Source organism: Streptomyces sp. NPDC020898, assembly GCF_044333925.1.
Lineage (GTDB): Bacteria > Actinomycetota > Actinomycetes > Streptomycetales > Streptomycetaceae > Streptomyces.
This window is the reverse complement of record NZ_JBIRRV010000010.1, coordinates 1-17,377: the sequence shown is the minus strand read 5'-3', so window position 1 is coordinate 17,377 and position 17,377 is coordinate 1. Positions and strand designations below refer to the sequence as shown.

Sequence of the window (17,377 nt, the reverse complement as noted above, 5' to 3'; positions counted from 1 at the left end):
CCCGCGGATTCCGTTCCACGGCGGGCGTCCGGCGGCGGGCGGCGGGACAGGGCGGAAATGGCGGGCGACGAGAGTGCGGATGCGGCGGGCAGGCGACGGGGCGGGGTCGACACGGCGGGGCGGGCGGACGCGGCAGCCAGGGATGCCGAGGTACCCCCGCGCCCCCTGATCCTGGGCCGTAGCATGACGGAACGTTCGAACGAGGGGACCCCACGCATGTCCGACGCCGTGCCGCCGCCGCACTCACCGGAGAACCTCCCTGCGGAGGGGGCGACTTCCGGGGGAGAGGCCGTCGGTGAGGGCCCCGCGAACGGCACGCCGGCGCGGGTCCCGCTGGACAAGGCCCCGGCCGACTCAGGCTCCGGCTCCGGCAGCACGGCAGGTTCCGGTGCCGCGCCCGGCCCCGAGGTGAGCCCCGAGTTCGATCCCTGGGCGCCCCCGGCAGACGATGCCCCGGGCCCCCGCACAAGGACCGGCGGCCCCGGCAACACGGTGTTCTGGAGCAACAGCGGTACGACGCCACCGCCCCCCTCCGTCCACACTCACCCGACGGCGACCTCGATGCCGGCGGCCGGCCCGCCCCCGGCGAGCGCCCAGCCCTGGGCCAACCCCTTTGCCCCGCCGGGCGGTTCCGCGCCCGGCACCCCGCAGGACAACCCCTTCGCACCCCCCGCCTCGCACGCCTCCTTCGCCCAGCCCGCCGCTCCCGGCGAGCCCGTGCCCCCGCCGCCGATAGCCCCCGACGGTCCTGGACAGTCCCCGTACAGCTACCCGGGCCAGAGCTCGGGCCCGGCCTGGGGCGCCCCGCCGCAATCCGGATACGCAGGACCGGGCCCCGGGTATCCCGCACCCCCGATGTACAACGGCGGCCCCGGCTACGGCTGGGCCCCCGTGGCACCCCAGCCGAGCAACGGGATGGGTACCGCAGCCCTAGTGGTCGGCATCATCGCGCCCGTGCTCTTCTGCATCTGGCCGGTGGCGATCATCCTGGGCATCCTCGCCGTGATCTTCGGCATGATCGGCCGTGGGAAGGTCCGCCGAGGCCAGGCGACCAACGCGGGCCAGGCGCTGGCCGGGATCATCTGCGGTGCCGTCGGCATCGTCATCGCCACGGTGTTCGGCGTGCTCGTCATCATGTACCCATAGGACAGCGATTCGAGCTCCGTGGACGACTGCCCCACCTTTCTCACCCTGGCCGCGCGGCCTCACCAGCAGGCCTAGGACGGCCGATCATGCCGCAGACGCGGGGTGGCCGTGACATCAGCCGCTGCGCGGCGGGCGCACATCTGCCGCGTTGTCGTCGGTTGCCGACTCCCCCACGCTCGGCTGCGCTCGCGCGGGGGGACCCCATCCCCCCGCTCACCGGCGCTCCAAGGTCCCGCCCCTTTCCTGCGACCTGATCGGCCGGACAGGTCCTAGGCGCTCCGCAGGCGGGCAGGGCGCGCCCGAAGGGGCGCGGGGCCGTATCGATCTTGCGGCTCCGCCACGGGGCGCGAGCCCCCACCGGCCCGCAGTCAAAGAACCGCCTACCCAGCGGAGCGCAACCGCTCCCGCGCCACCATCAGCGCGAACCCCAGCAGGTTCGGCCCCCGCCACCGCGCGGGATCCATCGCCGCCTCGTCGTCCGCGGCGAGGCCGATGCCCCACACGCGGTCCATGGGACTCGCCTCCACCAGCACCCGGTCACCCGTGCCCAGCAGAAACCCCCGCAGGTCCGCATGGGCGGCGAACTTGTGGACGCTGCCCTCGACCACGATGCCGAACCGCTCGCGCTCCCATACGGCCTCGTCGAAGCCGCGCACGAGCCGCCCGGCCTTCTTGGCCAGCGCCGGGTTCGGCGCGGTGACCGCCCGGAGTTCCGCCTCCGCGTCCTCGAACAGGCGGGCCTTGGCGGCCATCATCCAGTGCTCGGCCGTCGCGTACTCCACCCCCGCGACCGAGAACGCGGACGGCCACCACTGGCTGAGACAGCTCGCCCCCACCCGGCCGTCCGGAAATGGCCGGTGTCCCCAGAAGTGCAGGTACTTGACCTTCGCCCCCGCACGGACTTCCCTGGTCAGAGTCTCGAATGAGTCGATCTGCCCCGACTTCCCCATGATTTTCCCCATGCACGCGAGTCTGGCATCCACCACTGACATCGCGTCCTGCCTTTTCCCGTCCGGCTCGACACCTGGTCGACAGATTCCGTCGCGTAACCAAAAGGCAACAACGGAATCACTTGTTGGAGTCACCCTGTTCTGTCAGGATCGGCACTCAAATCGACCTGAAGCTACGTTGACATCCGCAGCACGGGCAGGGCGACGGAGGAGACCGACATGCACAATCCGGGCCATCGCTTCCCGGCCGAGGAGCGCCTCGCGGCCGGCGCGCAGTACATCGCGGGCCGCCCGGCCCACGGCACCTCCGGCCGTACGCACGCCGTCGTCGACCCCGCCACCGGCGACGAGGTCTACACGTACGAGCTGGCCGGCCGTGACGACGTGGACGCCGCTGTCGCCGCCGCCCGCGAGGCGTTCCCGGGCTGGGCCGGAGCCACCCCGGGCGAGCGTTCCGACGCGCTGCACCGCTTCGCGGCCGTCCTCGCCGAGCGCGCCGAGGAATTCGCCCGCGCCGAGTCCCTCCAGTGCGGCAAGCCGCTCAAACTGACCCGCGAGTTCGACGTGCCGGGCACGATCGACAACACCGCGTTCTTCGCCGGCGCCGCCCGGCACCTGCAGGGGCAGTCGGCCGGGGAGTACTCCGGCGACCACACCTCGTACGTCCGCCGGGAACCCCTCGGGGTCGTCGGCTCCATCGCGCCCTGGAACTACCCCCTCCAGATGGCCGCCTGGAAGATCCTTCCGGCGATCGCGGCCGGCAACACGATCGTGCTCAAGCCCGCCGAACTCACCCCGCTGACCTCCCTCCTCTTCGCCGAGGCGGCCACCGTGGCCGGGATTCCCGACGGGGTCGTCAATATCGTCACGGGGACCGGGGTGGTGGCCGGTGAGCGTCTCGTCGGGCATCCCGATGTCGCCATGACGTCGTTCACCGGGTCCACCGCCGTAGGCAAACGCGTCTCCGAGGTCGCCACGGCCGCCGCCACCGTCAAGCGGCTCCACCTGGAGCTGGGCGGAAAGGCGCCCTTTGTCGTCTTCGACGACGCCGATCTCGACGCGGCCGTCAACGGCGCTGTCGCGGGCGCCCTCATCAACACCGGGCAGGACTGCACGGCCGCCACGCGCGCGTACGTGCAACGGCCGCTGTACGAGGAGTTCGTCGCGAGAACGGCCGCCCTCATGGAGAGCGTCCGGCTCGGTGATCCGTTCGCCGCGGGCACCGACCTCGGGCCGCTCATCTCGCACGCGCAGCGCGACCGGGTCGCCGGTTTCGTCGAACGGGCGCGTGCCTACGCGCGCGTGGTGACCGGCGGCGAGGCTCCCCAGGGGGAGCTGAAGAACGGCGCCTACTACCGGCCCACCCTGGTCGCCGACGCCGCCCAGGACAGCGAGATCGTCCAGTCCGAGATCTTCGGCCCGGTACTTGTCGTACTGCCCTTCGACAGCGACGACGAGGGCATCCGGCTCGCCAACGACACGCCCTACGGGCTCGCGGCCTCCGCCTGGAGCCGGGACGTCTACCGGGCGAACCGCGCCACCCGCGAGATCAAGGCGGGCTGTGTGTGGGTCAACGACCACATTCCGATCATCAGTGAGATGCCCCACGGGGGATACAAGGCGTCCGGCTTCGGCAAGGACATGTCTGCGTACTCGTTCGAGGAGTACACGCAGATCAAGCACGTCATGTTCGACAACACTGCGGTTGCCCGGAAGGACTGGCACCGCACGATCTTCGGGGACCGCTGACAGGACCACAGGCCGACCGACCAGCGGCCGCACACCCTCCCGAAAGGGCATCACGCGCATGGAGAAGTACGAGCCCGACCGCCTTTCCCCGGCCCAGTTGGCCGCCATGCGGCGCAGCTTCCGAAGTGGCAGGGCCGCCCTGACGCGCCGGTCGCTGCTGCGCGCCTCCGCGGGCGGCGCGCTCGTGGCCGGCGGCCTCGGCGCGCTGACCGGCTGCGGTATCCCCGCGGCCGGCAAGACCGCGGGCGGCGTCTCCGCGGACGACCACTCGGCCAAGGAGAAGACCGTCAACTTCTCCAACTGGACCGAGTACATGGACGTCGACGAGAGCGAGAAGCACCATCCGACGCTCGACGCGTTCACCGAGCGGACCGGCATCAAGGTCAAGTACACCGAGGACATCAACGACAACGTCGAGTTCTTCGGCAAGATCAAGCCGCAGCTCGCGGCGGGCCAGGACACCGGCCGGGACATCATCGTCCTCACCGACTGGCTGGCCGCCCGGCTGATCCGCCTCGGGTGGGTCCAGAGACTGGACCCGTCGAACCTCCCGCACGCCTACGCGAACCTGTCGCAGCAGTTCCGTACCCCCGACTGGGACCCGGGCCGCGCCTACTCGTATCCCTGGCAGGGCATCTCGACGGTCATCGCCTACAACAAGAAGGCGCTCGACGGCGTCGAGGTGAAGTCGGTCTCCGACATGCTCGACAACCCCAAGCTGAAGGGGCGCGTCGGGTTCCTCTCCGAGATGCGCGACAGCATCGGCATGACCCTGCTCGACATGGGCAAGGACCCGGCGAAGTTCACCGACGACGACTACGACGCGGCGATCGCCCGCCTTCAGAAGGCCGTCGACAAGGGCCAGATCCGGCGCTTCTCCGGCAACGACTACACCGCGGACCTCACATCCGGCGACTTCGCGGCCTGTATCGCCTGGGCCGGGGACGTGGTCCAGCTCAAGGCGGACAGCCCGGACATCGACTTCGTCATCCCGGACAGCGGCTACATGACGTCGAGCGACAACATGCTGATCCCCAACAAGGCCCGCCACAAGACGAACGCCGAGCGGCTCATGGACTACTACTACGAGCCCGAACCGGCCGCCCAACTGGCCGCCTACATCAACTACGTGTGTCCCGTCGACGGAGTGAAGCCCTACCTCGCGAAGATCGACGAGTCGGCGGCGGACAACCCGCTGATCATTCCGGACGCGGCGATGGCCGCGAAGTCCCGGGCGTTCAGGTCGCTGAGCCAGAAGGAAGAGACGGCCTACGAGGGCCAGTTCGCCAAGCTCACCGGCGCGTAGCCGAATCGTTCCGCTCCGCCGCTGCCCTGCGGAACGCCTGCCCACGGCCTCGCGACAGCCCCTCCGACTCTCCCCAGGGACCCACACCATGACCAGCACAGACCGCACAGACCACGGCGGCGACGTCCGTCTCTCCGGGATCAGCAAGAACTACGGCTCCTTCACCGCCGTACACCCCCTCGACCTCACCGTCCCGCAGGGCTCCTTCTTCGCTCTGCTCGGCGCCTCCGGCTGCGGGAAGACGACCACCCTGCGGATGATCGCGGGCCTGGAGGAACCTTCCTCCGGCACCGTCTTCCTCGGCGACCAGGAGGTCACGAACCTGCCGCCCTACAAGCGGCCGGTGAACACGGTCTTCCAGTCCTACGCCCTCTTCCCGCACCTGGACATCTTCGAGAACGTCGCCTTCGGTCTGCGCCGGCGCGGCATCAAGAGCGTGAAGAAGCAGGTCGGGGACATGCTGGAGCTCGTGCAGCTGGGCGAGCAGGCGCGCAAGAAGCCGCACCAGCTCTCCGGCGGCCAGCAGCAGCGCGTCGCCGTGGCCCGCGCGCTGATCAACACCCCCAGGGTGCTGCTCCTCGACGAGCCGCTCGGCGCCCTCGACCTCAAACTGCGGCGCCAGATGCAGCTGGAGCTGAAGCGCATCCAGACCGAGGTCGGCATCACGTTCGTCCATGTCACGCACGACCAGGAGGAGGCCATGACGATGGCCGACACGGTCGCCGTGATGAACGGGGGCCGGGTCGAGCAGCTCGGGTCGCCCGCCGACCTCTACGAGAACCCGCACACCACCTTCGTCGCCAACTTCCTCGGCACCTCCAACCTCATCGAGGCCGAGGTGGACTCCAAGAGCGGCGACGAGATCGTCCTCAAGGCGGGCGGCGGCAAGCTCCTGCTCCCCGAGGCGCGCTGTTCCGCGCCGACCAGGACGGGCGGGAAGGTGCTGGTCGGGGTCCGCCCCGAGAAGATCTCCCTCACGCACGCGGACGACGCCGGCGACATCCCGGCCGGCCGCAACCGCATCACCGGCAAGATCGCCGACAGCAGCTTCATCGGCGTCTCCACGCAGTACGTCGTCGACAGCCCCGTCTGTCCCGAGTTCGAGGTGTACGTCCAGAACATCGACCGCGACGCCCGGCTGACCCCCGGCGCCGACGTCGTCCTGCACTGGAACCCGGCGCACACCTTCGGGCTGGACGCGGACCAGGACATCGACGCCGGAGTCGAGACGGTCGACGAGGAGGCGGCCGCCTGATGGCCACCGTCGCTCCCGAGGCGCCCCCTCTGGCGCCCGCCCCGACCCGGAAGCCCTCGCGCAGGAGGGGCCGCTGGACGCCGTACTGGCTGCTCCTGCCCGGCCTGCTCTGGCTGTTCGTGTTCTTCGCGCTGCCGATGGTCTACCAGGCCTCCACGTCCGTGCAGACGGGCTCCCTGGAGGAGGGCTACAAGGTCACCTGGCACTTCGCGACCTACTGGGACGCGCTGTCCGGCTACTGGCCGCAGTTCCTGCGCTCGGTGCTGTACGCCGGTGCCGCGACGATTCTGTGCCTGGTCCTCGGCTATCCGCTGGCGTATCTGATCGCGTTCCGCGCGGGACGCTGGCGCAACCTGATCATGATCCTGGTCATCGCGCCGTTCTTCACCAGCTTCCTGATCCGTACGCTCGCCTGGAAGACGATCCTCGCGGACGGCGGCCCGGTCGTCGGCGCCCTCAACTCGCTGCACGTCCTGGACGTCACCAGCTGGCTCGGCATCACGGCGGGCGACCGGGTACTGGCCACGCCGCTCGCGGTGGTGTGCGGTCTGACGTACAACTTCCTCCCGTTCATGATCCTTCCGCTCTACACCTCACTCGAGCGCATCGACGGACGGCTGCACGAGGCGGCCGGCGACCTGTACGCCAGGCCGTTCACGACCTTCCGCAAGGTCACCTTCCCGCTGTCGATGCCGGGTGTCGTCTCGGGCACGCTCCTCACGTTCATCCCGGCGAGCGGCGACTACGTCAACGCCGATCTGCTCGGCTCGACGGACACCCGCATGATCGGAAACGTCATCCAGACGCAGTTCCTGCGCATCCTCGACTATCCGACGGCCGCCGCCCTCTCCTTCATTCTCATGGCGGCGATCCTCGTCATGGTCACCCTGTACATCCGTAAGTCCGGGACGGAGGACCTGGTTTAAATGGCCTTCGTGAATTCGATCGGACGCTGGCTCAAAAGCCATTTCGTAGTCATCGCGGGACTCGTCACCCTCGGCTATCTGCTGCTCCCGAACGTCGTTGTCACGGTGTTCTCCTTCAACAAGCCGAAGGGCCGCTTCAATTACGCGTGGCAGCAGTTCTCGACGGACGCCTGGCGCGATCCCTGCGGGGTCGCCGGCCTGTGCGGCTCGCTCTCGCTCAGCCTCCGGATCGCCTTCTGGGCGACCATCGGAGCGACCGTCCTGGGCACGATGATCGCCTTCGCGCTGGTGCGGTACCGCTTCCGCGCGCGGGGGGCCGTCAACTCCCTGATCTTCCTCCCCATGGCGATGCCCGAGGTCGTCATGGCGGCCTCGCTGCTCACCCTGTTCCTCAACCTGGGCGCCCAGTTGGGCTTCTGGACCATCCTGATCGCCCACATCATGTTCTGCCTCAGCTTCGTCGTCGTCGCCGTGAAGGCCCGCGTGATGTCGATGGACCCGCGACTGGAGGAGGCCGCCCGGGACCTCTACGCGGGGCCGATCCAGACCTTCGTCCGCGTCACGCTGCCCATCGCGGCCCCCGGGATCGTCGCGGGCGCGCTGCTCGCCTTCGCGCTCTCCTTCGACGATTTCATCATCACCAATTTCAACGCGGGATCGACCGTCACCTTCCCCATGTTCGTCTGGGGCTCGGCACAGCGCGGAACGCCCGTTCAGATCAATGTCATCGGCACGGCCATGTTCCTTGTCGCCGTACTGTTCGTGCTGACCGGAATGGTCATCGGTAATCGCCGCAACAGGCAAAAGGCATAACCGGATAAACCCTGTAGGGAGTTGACATCATGGCCCCGAGCGCCATGAGCATGTGGACCAGGTCTCTTTCCGAAGCCCAGCCGGGCGCGTACTGGCTGGACGACCCCGCCAAGCCGCGCCCCGAACCCGCCCTCACCGGCGCCGAGAACTGCGACCTGCTGGTGGTGGGCGGCGGCTACAGCGGACTGTGGACCGCGCTGATCGCCAAGGAGCGCGACCCGCAACGCGACGTCGTACTCGTCGAGGGCCGCGAGGTGGGCTGGGCCGCCTCCGGCCGCAACGGCGGCTTCTGCGCGGCCTCCCTCACCCACGGCCTGGCCAACGGCCTCGCCCGCTGGCCGGAAGAGATCCACCGGCTTGAGGAACTCGGCGCCCGGAACCTGGACGAGATCGAGAAGTCGGTCGCCCGGCACTCCCTCGACTGCGACTTCGAACGCACCGGTGAGATCGACGTCGCCACCGAACCGCACCAGGCCGCCGAACTCCGCGCCTGGCACGAGGAGTCGACGGACAAGGGCCTCGCGACCGGCACCGAGTTCCTCGACACCGAGGCGGTACGGGACCAGGTCGCGTCCCCCACCTTCCTGGCCGGCCTGCACGACCGCACCGGCGTCGCGCTGCTCAACCCGGCGAAACTGGCCTGGGGTCTGAAAAGGGCCTGCCTGCGCCTGGGCGTCCGCGTCTACGAGCACACCCCCGCCCTCACCCTGCGGCCGTACGGTGCCGGAATGGCCGTACGCACCCCCTACGGCTCGATCCGCGCCCGCCGGATCGCGCTCGGTACGAACATCTTCCCGAGCCTGGTGAAGCGGGTACGGGCGTACACCGTCCCCGTCTACGACTACGCGCTGATGACCGAACCGCTGAGCGAGGCGCAGCTCGCCGACATCGGCTGGCGCAACCGCCAGGGCCTCGGGGACAGCGCCAACCAGTTCCACTACTTCCGGCTGAGCGCCGACAACCGCATCCTCTGGGGCGGCTACGACGCGATCTATCCGTACGGCGGCCGGGTGCGCGCCGAGTACGACGACCGCCCGGAGACCTACGCCAAGCTGGCCGGCCACTTCTTCACCTGCTTCCCCCAGCTGGAGGGCGTCCGCTTCACCCACGCGTGGGGCGGCGCGATCGACACCTGTTCGCGCTTCTCGGCGTTCTTCGGCACCGCGCACGGGGGCCGGGTGTCATACGCGGCGGGGTACACCGGCCTCGGCGTCGGCGCCACCCGCTTCGGTGCGGACGTGATGCTGGACCTGCTGGCGGGGGAACGCACGGAGCGAACGTCGCTGGCGATGGTCCGCAAGAAGCCGCTGCCTTTTCCTCCGGAGCCGTTCGCGTGGACGGGGATCGCGCTGACGAAGTGGTCGTTGGCGCGGGCCGATGCGAACGGGGGTCGCCGGAACCTGTGGCTGAGGGCGATGGATCAGTTCGGGTTGGGATTCGACAGTTAGCAGCTTGTATGTTCGCTGCGGGCTGGTGGGGGCTGGTCGCGCCCCGCGGCGGAGCCGCAAGATCGATACAGCCCCGCGCCCCTTACAGGGCGCGTGAGGCGCCGTAGTGATCCACGGCGTACGCCAGCTCAATGATCGTGACCTGATTCACTGCCAAGAAGTAGCGGAACCCGCGTAATGCCCCGAGGGAACTGCCCTCTCTCTCGTGAACGCGACCAGCGTTCACGAGCGAAAGGGAGGACCCCTCATGACTGGGGCGAAAACGGCGGTCGAGTGGCTGGCGTCCGTTGCTCCGGACCCCGAGGCCTGCCGCTGGGAATGGGAGCGCAATCCCCTCGGGATCGCGCTGCTGCCGGCCGGCAGGGCCTGGGACGTACTGATCCTGCCGGGTGAACTCGGCTATCCCACCCTCGATGTCCTCACCCGCGTCATCGACCAGCTCGGTCCGGTACTCGTCGACTTCGGCGACTCCCGGATGGGGTTCTTCGTGCCGCCGGGCACCGCGGCCAGGTGGCTGGGCACGGGGGTGCGGTCGGCGGGGAGCGGCACCTGGATCGTCGTGCCGTATCCGGGCCGCTCCACCGGAGGCGTCCGCTGGCTGATCCCGCCGGACGGCTCCGGCACCCTCACGGACCCGGCACTCCTCGAACTGGCCATGCACGAGGCGGCGGCGGGTCTGGCGACCGACGAAGACAGGTGATGTCCGAGAATCTCGCGGTTCCCACGATCTCCGCGTGACCACGCTCTCGTCGGCCGTCCGTGCGGTCGACGCGAACGGTGGGCACGTGGTGCTCAGGTGTGCCGCTCGGTCAGCGGGCCCGGCGACGGCGGAGGAGCCGCGGCAGAATCAGCAGCGCAGCGCACAGACACCAGCTCGCCACCACGTCCAGCGGCCAGTGGAAGCCGCGGACGACGAGTCCGACCGCGACGGCGGCATTGAGAGCGAGGCAGCTGGTCAAGAGGAGTCGACGGGCGTACGTACGACGCAGCCACGGCAGCAACAGCAGCGTGGCGGAGCCATAGGCGACGACGGCCGTCGCGGTGTGGCCGGAGGGGTAGAACCCGGTGCCGGGGCCCATGACCGGCGGCCCGGACCGGGCGACGAGCTCCTTTATCGGGACGACGATCGCCGGTACGGCCGCCATCAGCAGGCCCGCGCCGACCGGTTCCCGCCACCAGCGCTCCGTGCCCGCCCGACGCGCCCGCAGACCGACGTACACCGAGGCGACCAGCAGGACGGGAACGGCGACCGTGATGTTGCCGAGGTCGGCGAGGAGTTCCCAGCCGCGGGCCGGGTGGACCAGGGAGTCGCTGAGGCGTTCGTCCGCGCGGGCGAGGGGGCCGTGGACGGCGACCTGCCAGGTGATCAGCGCGAAGAGGAGGACCGCGAGGGTCAGGACCGCGAGGAGATTCCGAGAGGTCGGCCATCCCGAGGCAGGGGGGGTAGCTTCGGGATGGCCGATCAGATCGGATCGTCGCACGCCCCGGGGGGTTTGGGGCGGGCGACTGTCCGATCGGTGAGGAGACCCGGAGCCGGAAGCTCCGGTTGTGTGCGCGAGGGCACGACCGGATCGAAGCTGGGGAGGCCCCGACCAGGCACCACCCACAGTTTCCTGAGGGCGGGGTGTATCTCTCATCTGGAGAGAACCTACGGCAGGGGAGGGGGCGGAGACAGGCCGAACGGCATCCCGCCATCCACCTCGCACACCTTCTTCACACGCTCTGACGGTGCCCGCACAGGCCCGGAAAAAAGCGGAATCCGAACCGGTCGGCTGGTACGAACGAGGGGCGCGTACGGGCGGCGGAGGGCCGGGCGTACGTCAGATGCTGGTGAAGGCCTGCTCGATGATGTCGAGGCCCTCGCTCAGGAGGTCCTCGCCGATGACGAGCGGAGGCAGGAAGCGGAGGACGTTGCCGTAGGTGCCACAGGTAAGGACCACCAGACCCTCCTGATGGCAGGCCTTGGCGAGCGCGGCGGTCGCCTCCGGGTGGGGCTCCTTGGTGGTGCGGTCCTTGACCAGTTCGATGGCGATCATGGCGCCGCGCCCGCGGATGTCACCGATGACCTCGTACTTCTCGGCCATGGCGGACAGCCGCGCCTTCATGACGGACTCGATGTGCCTGGCGCGGGCGTTGAGGTCGAGTTCCTTCATGGTCTCGATCGAGCCGAGCGCACCCGCACAGGCGACCGGGTTTCCGCCGTACGTTCCACCGAGGCCGCCCGCGTGCGCGGCGTCCATGATCTCGGCGCGCCCGGTGACGGCGGCGAGCGGCAGCCCGCCCGCGATGCCCTTCGCGGTGGTGATCAGATCGGGCACGATGCCCTCGTCCTCGCACGCGAACCACTGTCCCGTACGGCAGAACCCGGACTGGATCTCGTCGGCGACGAAGACGATGCCGTTGTCGGCGGCGAACTGGCGGATCGCCGGCAGGAACCCCTTCGCCGGTTCGATGAAGCCGCCCTCGCCGAGCAGCGGCTCGATGATGATCGCGGCGACGTTGTCCGCCCCGACCTGCTTGCTGATCTGGTCGACGGCCTGCGCGGCGGCCTCGGGACCGGCGTTCTCCGGCCCGGTCGGCCACCGGTAGCCGTAGGCCACCGGTACGCGGTACACCTCGGGCGCGAACGGCCCGAACCCGTGCTTGTACGGCATGTTCTTGGCGGTGAGGGCCATGGTGAGGTTCGTACGCCCGTGGTACCCGTGGTCGAACACGACCACGGCCTGCCGCTTGGTGTACGCCCGCGCGATCTTCACCGCGTTCTCGACGGCCTCGGCACCGCTGTTGAAAAGGGCGCTCTTCTTGGCGTGATCGCCCGGCGTCAGCTCGGCGAGCGCCTCGGCGACCTCGACGTATCCCTCGTACGGCGTGACCATGAAACAGGTGTGCGTGAAGTCGGCGAGCTGGGCCGTCGCCCGGCGTACGACGGCTTCGGCGCTCGCACCGACCGACGTGACGGCGATACCCGATCCGAAGTCGATCAGCCGGTTGCCGTCGACGTCCTCGATGATCCCGCCGCCCGCGCGCGCGGTGAAAATGGGGAGCACCGAGCCCACCCCGGCCGCGACCGCGGCGAGGCGTCGGGCCTGGAGTTCCTGCGACTTCGGTCCGGGGACGGCGGTGACGAGGCGGCGCTCCTGCGGGAGGGAGGTCATGAGGGGGCTCCTGGGGGCGAGACGGAGGCGGGTCTTTTGTCCGCACCTTTCTCCGCAGGCTAGGCCTGGGCGGTGGGGGCGGGCATGCACCGTTTGGGAGCGGTGGAGGCGTGTCGTTGTCCTTGGTGGACAGAGGGACGTCCCGTGCGCGGCAGGGTCCGCCCTGCGAGGTCGGCCCGGTAAGCGGTGAACTCCCCTTACGGGGGCGTTAGATTGACCGTTGTTGACTGATGGCGGACGGAACGGCTGGTCAGGGGGCAAGGCGATGGACAGCGACGGGACGCAGGACGCGCGGGGTACGCATGCGAACCCTGTGCCGCGTCCGGCGGGGCCGCCGGGGGTGCCCCCGGTGCCGCCTCGGCCCGCGCGGGCGCCGCGGCCGGTCGAGCAGGGGGGCCCGGGGAGCGGGCAGCCGCGTGTCTCTGTCGGCGAGTGGCTCAACGAGGTCCGGCCGGAGGCCAAGCCCGGGATCTGGCGGTACGGGTACCGGCTGCCGAAGCGCGCCCAGGCGGCGGAACGGCTCTCCCCGGTCACTGTCGTCGGGTTGCTGGTGCCGCTCGTCGTGGGGTTGTTCCTGTGGTCCGTGTGGCGGCAGGGCGCGATGCCGTACCAGTGGGTGCTGCTGAAGCTGTTCACGCCGGACGACTGGTGGTACGGCGGCACGGTCTCGCCCAAGGGGTGGGAGGGCGACGCGGCCGTCCTCGTCTACAACGGGGTCTTCTTCCTCGTACTGCTGTACGGGATGGGACGGCTGGGCAGTTGGCCCGACATCGCCCGTCATTTCGTCGGACACAGGCCTCAGCCCGCTCGCGCTCTGCTCGCGGCGCTCGGCGCTCTCGTCACGCTGAGTTTCGTGTTCCCGAACGCCTTTCCCGGTGTCGGCTGGGACGCCCTGCCGATCGTCGACGCGGTCGTCGCCCTCGTCGCGCTGGTCTCCGGCGGCTTTGATGTGTTCGGGTCGACCGTCTTCAAGGTCGGCCTCTACACCGTCATCACCCTGCTCGTCGTCTGGCCGTTCGCCCGGATCGGTGGCTGGTGGGCGTACGTGAAGGAGCGCATCGCCGCGCGCAAGGCCGCCGCCGGGCCGACCGGGCCCGCGCCCGCCGACCGGCCCCGCGAACAGTGGCCCGACCTCCGGGAGGCCGGTCAGTACGAGGCCGCCGAGCTGCTCACCGCCGAGGTGAGCGGCGGTCGTATGAACGACGTGGACTGTGCCCGGGTCGAGCACGCGTGGACGCTCGCCAGGCGGGACGGGCTGCTCGCGGGCTTCCGGGACACCGTGCTGCGGCAGGGTGCGGCGGCCTGGGTCCACCCCTCCGGGGCACGGGACCTGGCCCGGCGTACCGCGCATCACGACCTGTCCGCGGGGCAGGTGCGCATCGGGCGGTGGGTGGCGGCGGAGCGGGCCCCGCTCGCCTATCACGGCGCCGGGGCGGCGCTCGGGCCGGAGGTGCTGGGCACCTCGTTGCTCGCGGTCGGGCCGCCCGGCTCGGGCAAGACACGGCAGCTCATCGAACCGGTGACCGAGGCGCTGGCCCTGCGGGCGCTCACCGGACAGGGCGCCTTCGTCGCGGTCTCCGCGCCGGGGACGCCGCTCGCCGCCGACTCGGCGTTCGACGTCGTCGTACGGATCGGGGACCGCGACTCGGTCCACGACCTGGACCCGTACGCCGACTCCGACGACCCCGACGAGGCGGCCGCCTTCCTCGCCGAGGCCCTGGTCGGTGACCTCGACACCGTCGGCACCGAGAGCGCTGCCACCGCGCTCGCCCAGGTACTCGGACCGTACCGGGCGGCGTACGGCGGCTTCCCGGCCCTGCCGGTGCTGAGGGAGCTGCTGGAGAGCGAACCGGCGGTGCTGTCCGCCCTGCGCGACGCCCTGGCCGGGGAGGAGTTCAGCGTCATGCGGCGCGAACTCGACGTACGCATCCGGCAGGCGGCGAGCCCCGCGGACGTCGGCCGGGCCCTCGCCGACCGGCTCGCGCTGCTCAACCGGCCCGTCTTCGACGGGTTCTTCGGCGCGGGCGGCACCGCGCGCCCCTTCTCCCTGCGCTCCCTCGCCCAGTACCCGCTGCGCGTCCGCATCGACCTGCCCGAGCACGGCCACGAAGAGGCCGCCCGGCTGATCACGCGGCTCGTTCTCGCCCAGTTCTGCGCCGTCGTACGCGACGGGCGGCGCCCCCACTTCGCCTGTCTCGTCCTCGACGACGCCACCGGGACGGTCACCGCCGGTTCGGTACGCCGTATCCAGCGGCTGCGCTCCCAGAACGCGGGCGTCGTCCTCGCCCTGCGGACCGTCGGCGACGTCCCGGAGGCGCTGCACGGGCCGCTGTACGGTGCCGTCGGCTGCCGGATGGCGTTTTCCGGCGTGACGACCTGGGACGGTGGCCGTTTCGCCCAGGCCTGGGGCACGGCCTGGGTGGAGACACGGGACGTGGCCAAGCACACGGTCTTCGCGGACCAGCCGATGACCCGGGCCATCCACGCCCTGCGCAAGCTGGTCACCGGCAAGGCCGTCACGACCGACGCCGTGACCGTACGTACGGTCGAACGGGAGCGCTGGTCGGCGTCCGAACTGGCGCACGAGGTGCCGCCGGGTCACGCCGTGCTGTCCCTGACCACGGTGGAGGGCGAGCACGCGCCGCCGCTGCTGGTGAACCTGCGGGGCTGAGCCGAGCCGGTCATGCGTACGGTGAGGCAGAATCGGCACAGGCCGTTCATACATGACGGCCAAAGGTTCACGGAGATCACACAGACCTGAAGGCCTCATGCCCCCGACGCTCGCCTCGCTCGTCCACCACTCCACGCTCAAGCTGACCGTGCGGGCGGGCGGGGACCGCCTGGACGTACCCGTGCGCTGGGTGCACGCCAGTGAACTGGCCGACCCCGTCCCCTACATGGAGGGCGGCGAACTGCTCCTGATCACCGCGCTCAAACTGGACGCGGAGGACCCCGAGGCCATGCGGCGCTATGTGAAGCGGCTGGTCGGGGCAGGGGTCGCCGGACTCGGCTTCGCCGCCGGGGTCAACTACGAGGAGATCCCGAAGGCGCTGGTGGAAGCGGCTGAGCATGAGGGGCTTCCGCTCCTCGAAGTCCCCCGCCGCACGCCCTTCCTCGCCATCAGCAAGGCGGTTTCCGCGGCCATCTCCGCCGACCAGTACCGGGCGGTCACGGCCGGATTCGCGGCGCAGCGGGAGCTGACCCGGCAGGCCCTGAGCCACGGCCCCGAGGGGCTGCTCGCCGCGCTCGCCTCCCAGGTCGACGGCTGGGCCGCGCTGTACGACGCCTCGGGCGCCGTCGTCGCCACCGCGCCCGAGTGGGCCGGACGGCGCGCCGGGCTGCTCACCGCCGATGTGGAGCGGCTGCGGGAGCGGCCGGCGCCGGCGAGTGCGGTGGTGGGGGGCGCGGAGGACGGCGACGACGACGGGGCCGGGGTCGAGGGCCGTGACCGGGTGGAGCTGCACTCCCTCGGCACCGGGCGCCGCCCGCGCGCCGCGCTGGCCGTGGGTACGGCCGCCGCCCTGGGCACGGCGGAGCGGTACGCCCTCCACTCGGCCATCGCCCTGCTCACTCTGACGACCGAGCGGTCTCGTTCCCTCCAGGCGGCCGAGCAGCGCCTCGGGGCGGCGGTGCTGCGCATGCTGCTGGCCGGCGAACCCGACCACGCGCGCGCTGTCGCCGGGGACCTGTACGGCGAGCTGCTCGACGCACCGTTCCGGATCGTCGTCGCCGAGTCGGCGACGGCGCCGGTGGGAGCGGTGCGGGAGGCCGGAGCGGTGGAGAAACCGACGGCCGGCGCGCTGGTCGCCGCCGACACGAACGGCGATCCGCTGGGCGGGCTCGCCGAGTGCCTGGAATCGGCCGCCGCGCGGGCGGGGGAGGCGGTGCTGGTGGTGCCGGAGGGGGACCGGCTGGTCGTGCTCGCGGTCGACGGGGGTGCGGCGGCGGGGGCCTGCGGGGAGTTCGCGGCGGCCCTGGAGGCGGCGCGGGCGGAGGGGCGGGATCAGGGACAGGGCAGGGTCTCCCGCTCCGCATCTGGTGCTGCCGGTGCTTCTGGTGGCTCCGTTTCGGGCTACGAGGACGAGCTGGTGGTGGGGATGTCGGGGCCGGCGGGGCCGATCGCCGCGGCGGCCGCGTACAAGCAGGCCGAGCAGGCCTTGTCGGTGGCCCGGCGGCGGGGGCGGGTACTGGTGGAGCACGAGCAGCTGGCCGCCGGGTCGGTGGTGCCGTTGCTGGCCGACGACGCGGTGCGGGCGTTCGCGGACGGGTTGCTGCGTCCGCTGTACGAGCATGACGCGACCGGCCGTGGGGATCTGGTGGCGTCGTTGCGGGCGTGGCTCTCGCGCCACGGCCAGTGGGACGCGGCTGCGGTGGACCTCGGTGTGCACCGGCATACGTTGCGGTACCGGATGCGGCGGGTGGAGGAGATCCTGGGGCGGTCACTGGACGATGCGGATATGCGGATGGAGCTGTGGCTGGCGCTGAAGACGACGGCTGCGGCGGGGGAGTGAGTGGGGGTGCGGGTGGGGTTGTTTCGCCCCCGCCGCCCCTACCCGTCCCATCCCTGGGGGCTGCGCCCCCAGACCCCTGCTCCGGCCCTGAACGGGCCTTGTCCTCAAACGCCGGACG

General features: G+C 70.7%; 13 protein-coding genes. 10 read left to right on the top strand and 3 right to left on the bottom strand.

Annotated features, from left to right (window positions below; genetic code table 11):
- Positions 1–216 precede the first annotated feature (216 nt).
- On the top strand, positions 217–1,146 hold the full coding sequence (locus ACH4TV_RS28660) for a DUF4190 domain-containing protein (protein ID WP_398403050.1): 930 nt from the start codon (positions 217–219) through the stop codon (positions 1,144–1,146).
- Between the two features lie 380 nt (positions 1,147–1,526).
- On the opposite strand, the gene ACH4TV_RS28655 is transcribed toward ACH4TV_RS28660, so the two are convergent.
- Positions 1,527–2,138, bottom strand: a complete 612-nt coding sequence (locus ACH4TV_RS28655) for an NADAR family protein (RefSeq protein WP_398403048.1) — start codon at positions 2,136–2,138, stop codon at positions 1,527–1,529.
- 177 nt (positions 2,139–2,315) lie between these two features.
- Here ACH4TV_RS28655 and ACH4TV_RS28650 point away from each other — a divergent pair, with 177 nt between their 5' ends.
- The 7 genes from ACH4TV_RS28650 (at position 2,316) to ACH4TV_RS28620 (ending at position 10,293) form a co-directional block, all read left to right on the top strand.
- Complete coding sequence (locus ACH4TV_RS28650; RefSeq protein WP_398403046.1) at positions 2,316–3,845, top strand: gamma-aminobutyraldehyde dehydrogenase; 1,530 nt, start codon at positions 2,316–2,318, stop codon at positions 3,843–3,845.
- Positions 3,846–3,903: 58 nt separating this feature from the next.
- Positions 3,904–5,151 carry a spermidine/putrescine ABC transporter substrate-binding protein gene (locus ACH4TV_RS28645; protein ID WP_398403044.1) on the top strand — a complete coding sequence of 416 codons (1,248 nt, stop codon included), beginning with the start codon at positions 3,904–3,906 and terminating at the stop codon, positions 5,149–5,151.
- 88 nt (positions 5,152–5,239) lie between these two features.
- Positions 5,240–6,406 (top strand): ABC transporter ATP-binding protein, encoded by a 1,167-nt coding sequence (locus tag ACH4TV_RS28640; RefSeq protein ID WP_398403042.1) that lies wholly within the window; start codon positions 5,240–5,242, stop codon positions 6,404–6,406.
- Entirely contained in the window at positions 6,406–7,332 is a 927-nt protein-coding gene (locus ACH4TV_RS28635; protein ID WP_398403041.1) for an ABC transporter permease, read from the top strand. Before ACH4TV_RS28640 ends, ACH4TV_RS28635 begins: the two co-directional genes overlap by 1 nt.
- Positions 7,333–8,145, top strand: coding sequence for an ABC transporter permease (locus tag ACH4TV_RS28630; protein WP_398403039.1), 813 nt, complete (start codon positions 7,333–7,335; stop codon positions 8,143–8,145).
- Between the two features lie 29 nt (positions 8,146–8,174).
- Complete coding sequence (locus ACH4TV_RS28625) at positions 8,175–9,593, top strand: NAD(P)/FAD-dependent oxidoreductase (protein WP_398403037.1); 1,419 nt, start codon at positions 8,175–8,177, stop codon at positions 9,591–9,593.
- A gap of 247 nt (positions 9,594–9,840) precedes the next feature.
- Complete coding sequence (locus ACH4TV_RS28620; protein ID WP_398403035.1) at positions 9,841–10,293, top strand: hypothetical protein; 453 nt, start codon at positions 9,841–9,843, stop codon at positions 10,291–10,293.
- A gap of 109 nt (positions 10,294–10,402) precedes the next feature.
- On the opposite strand, the gene ACH4TV_RS28615 is transcribed toward ACH4TV_RS28620, so the two are convergent.
- Both ACH4TV_RS28615 and gabT read right to left on the bottom strand, forming a co-directional pair.
- A complete protein-coding gene (locus ACH4TV_RS28615; protein WP_398403033.1) occupies positions 10,403–11,074 on the bottom strand; it encodes a phosphatase PAP2 family protein in 672 nt (223 codons plus the stop codon).
- Positions 11,075–11,413: 339 nt separating this feature from the next.
- Positions 11,414–12,748 (bottom strand): 4-aminobutyrate--2-oxoglutarate transaminase, encoded by a 1,335-nt coding sequence (gene gabT / locus ACH4TV_RS28610; RefSeq protein WP_398403031.1) that lies wholly within the window; start codon positions 12,746–12,748, stop codon positions 11,414–11,416.
- Positions 12,749–13,013: 265 nt separating this feature from the next.
- On the opposite strand from gabT, the gene ACH4TV_RS28605 reads away from it, so the two are divergent.
- Both ACH4TV_RS28605 and ACH4TV_RS28600 read left to right on the top strand, forming a co-directional pair.
- The gene (locus tag ACH4TV_RS28605) at positions 13,014–15,419 is read left to right on the top strand and encodes an ATP/GTP-binding protein (protein ID WP_398403029.1); all 2,406 of its coding nucleotides are present in this window, start codon (positions 13,014–13,016) and stop codon (positions 15,417–15,419) included.
- Positions 15,420–15,516: 97 nt separating this feature from the next.
- Positions 15,517–17,259: a PucR family transcriptional regulator gene (locus ACH4TV_RS28600; RefSeq protein ID WP_398403028.1), complete on the top strand. Its 1,743-nt coding sequence runs from the start codon at positions 15,517–15,519 to the stop codon at positions 17,257–17,259.
- Positions 17,260–17,377: the final 118 nt, after the last annotated feature.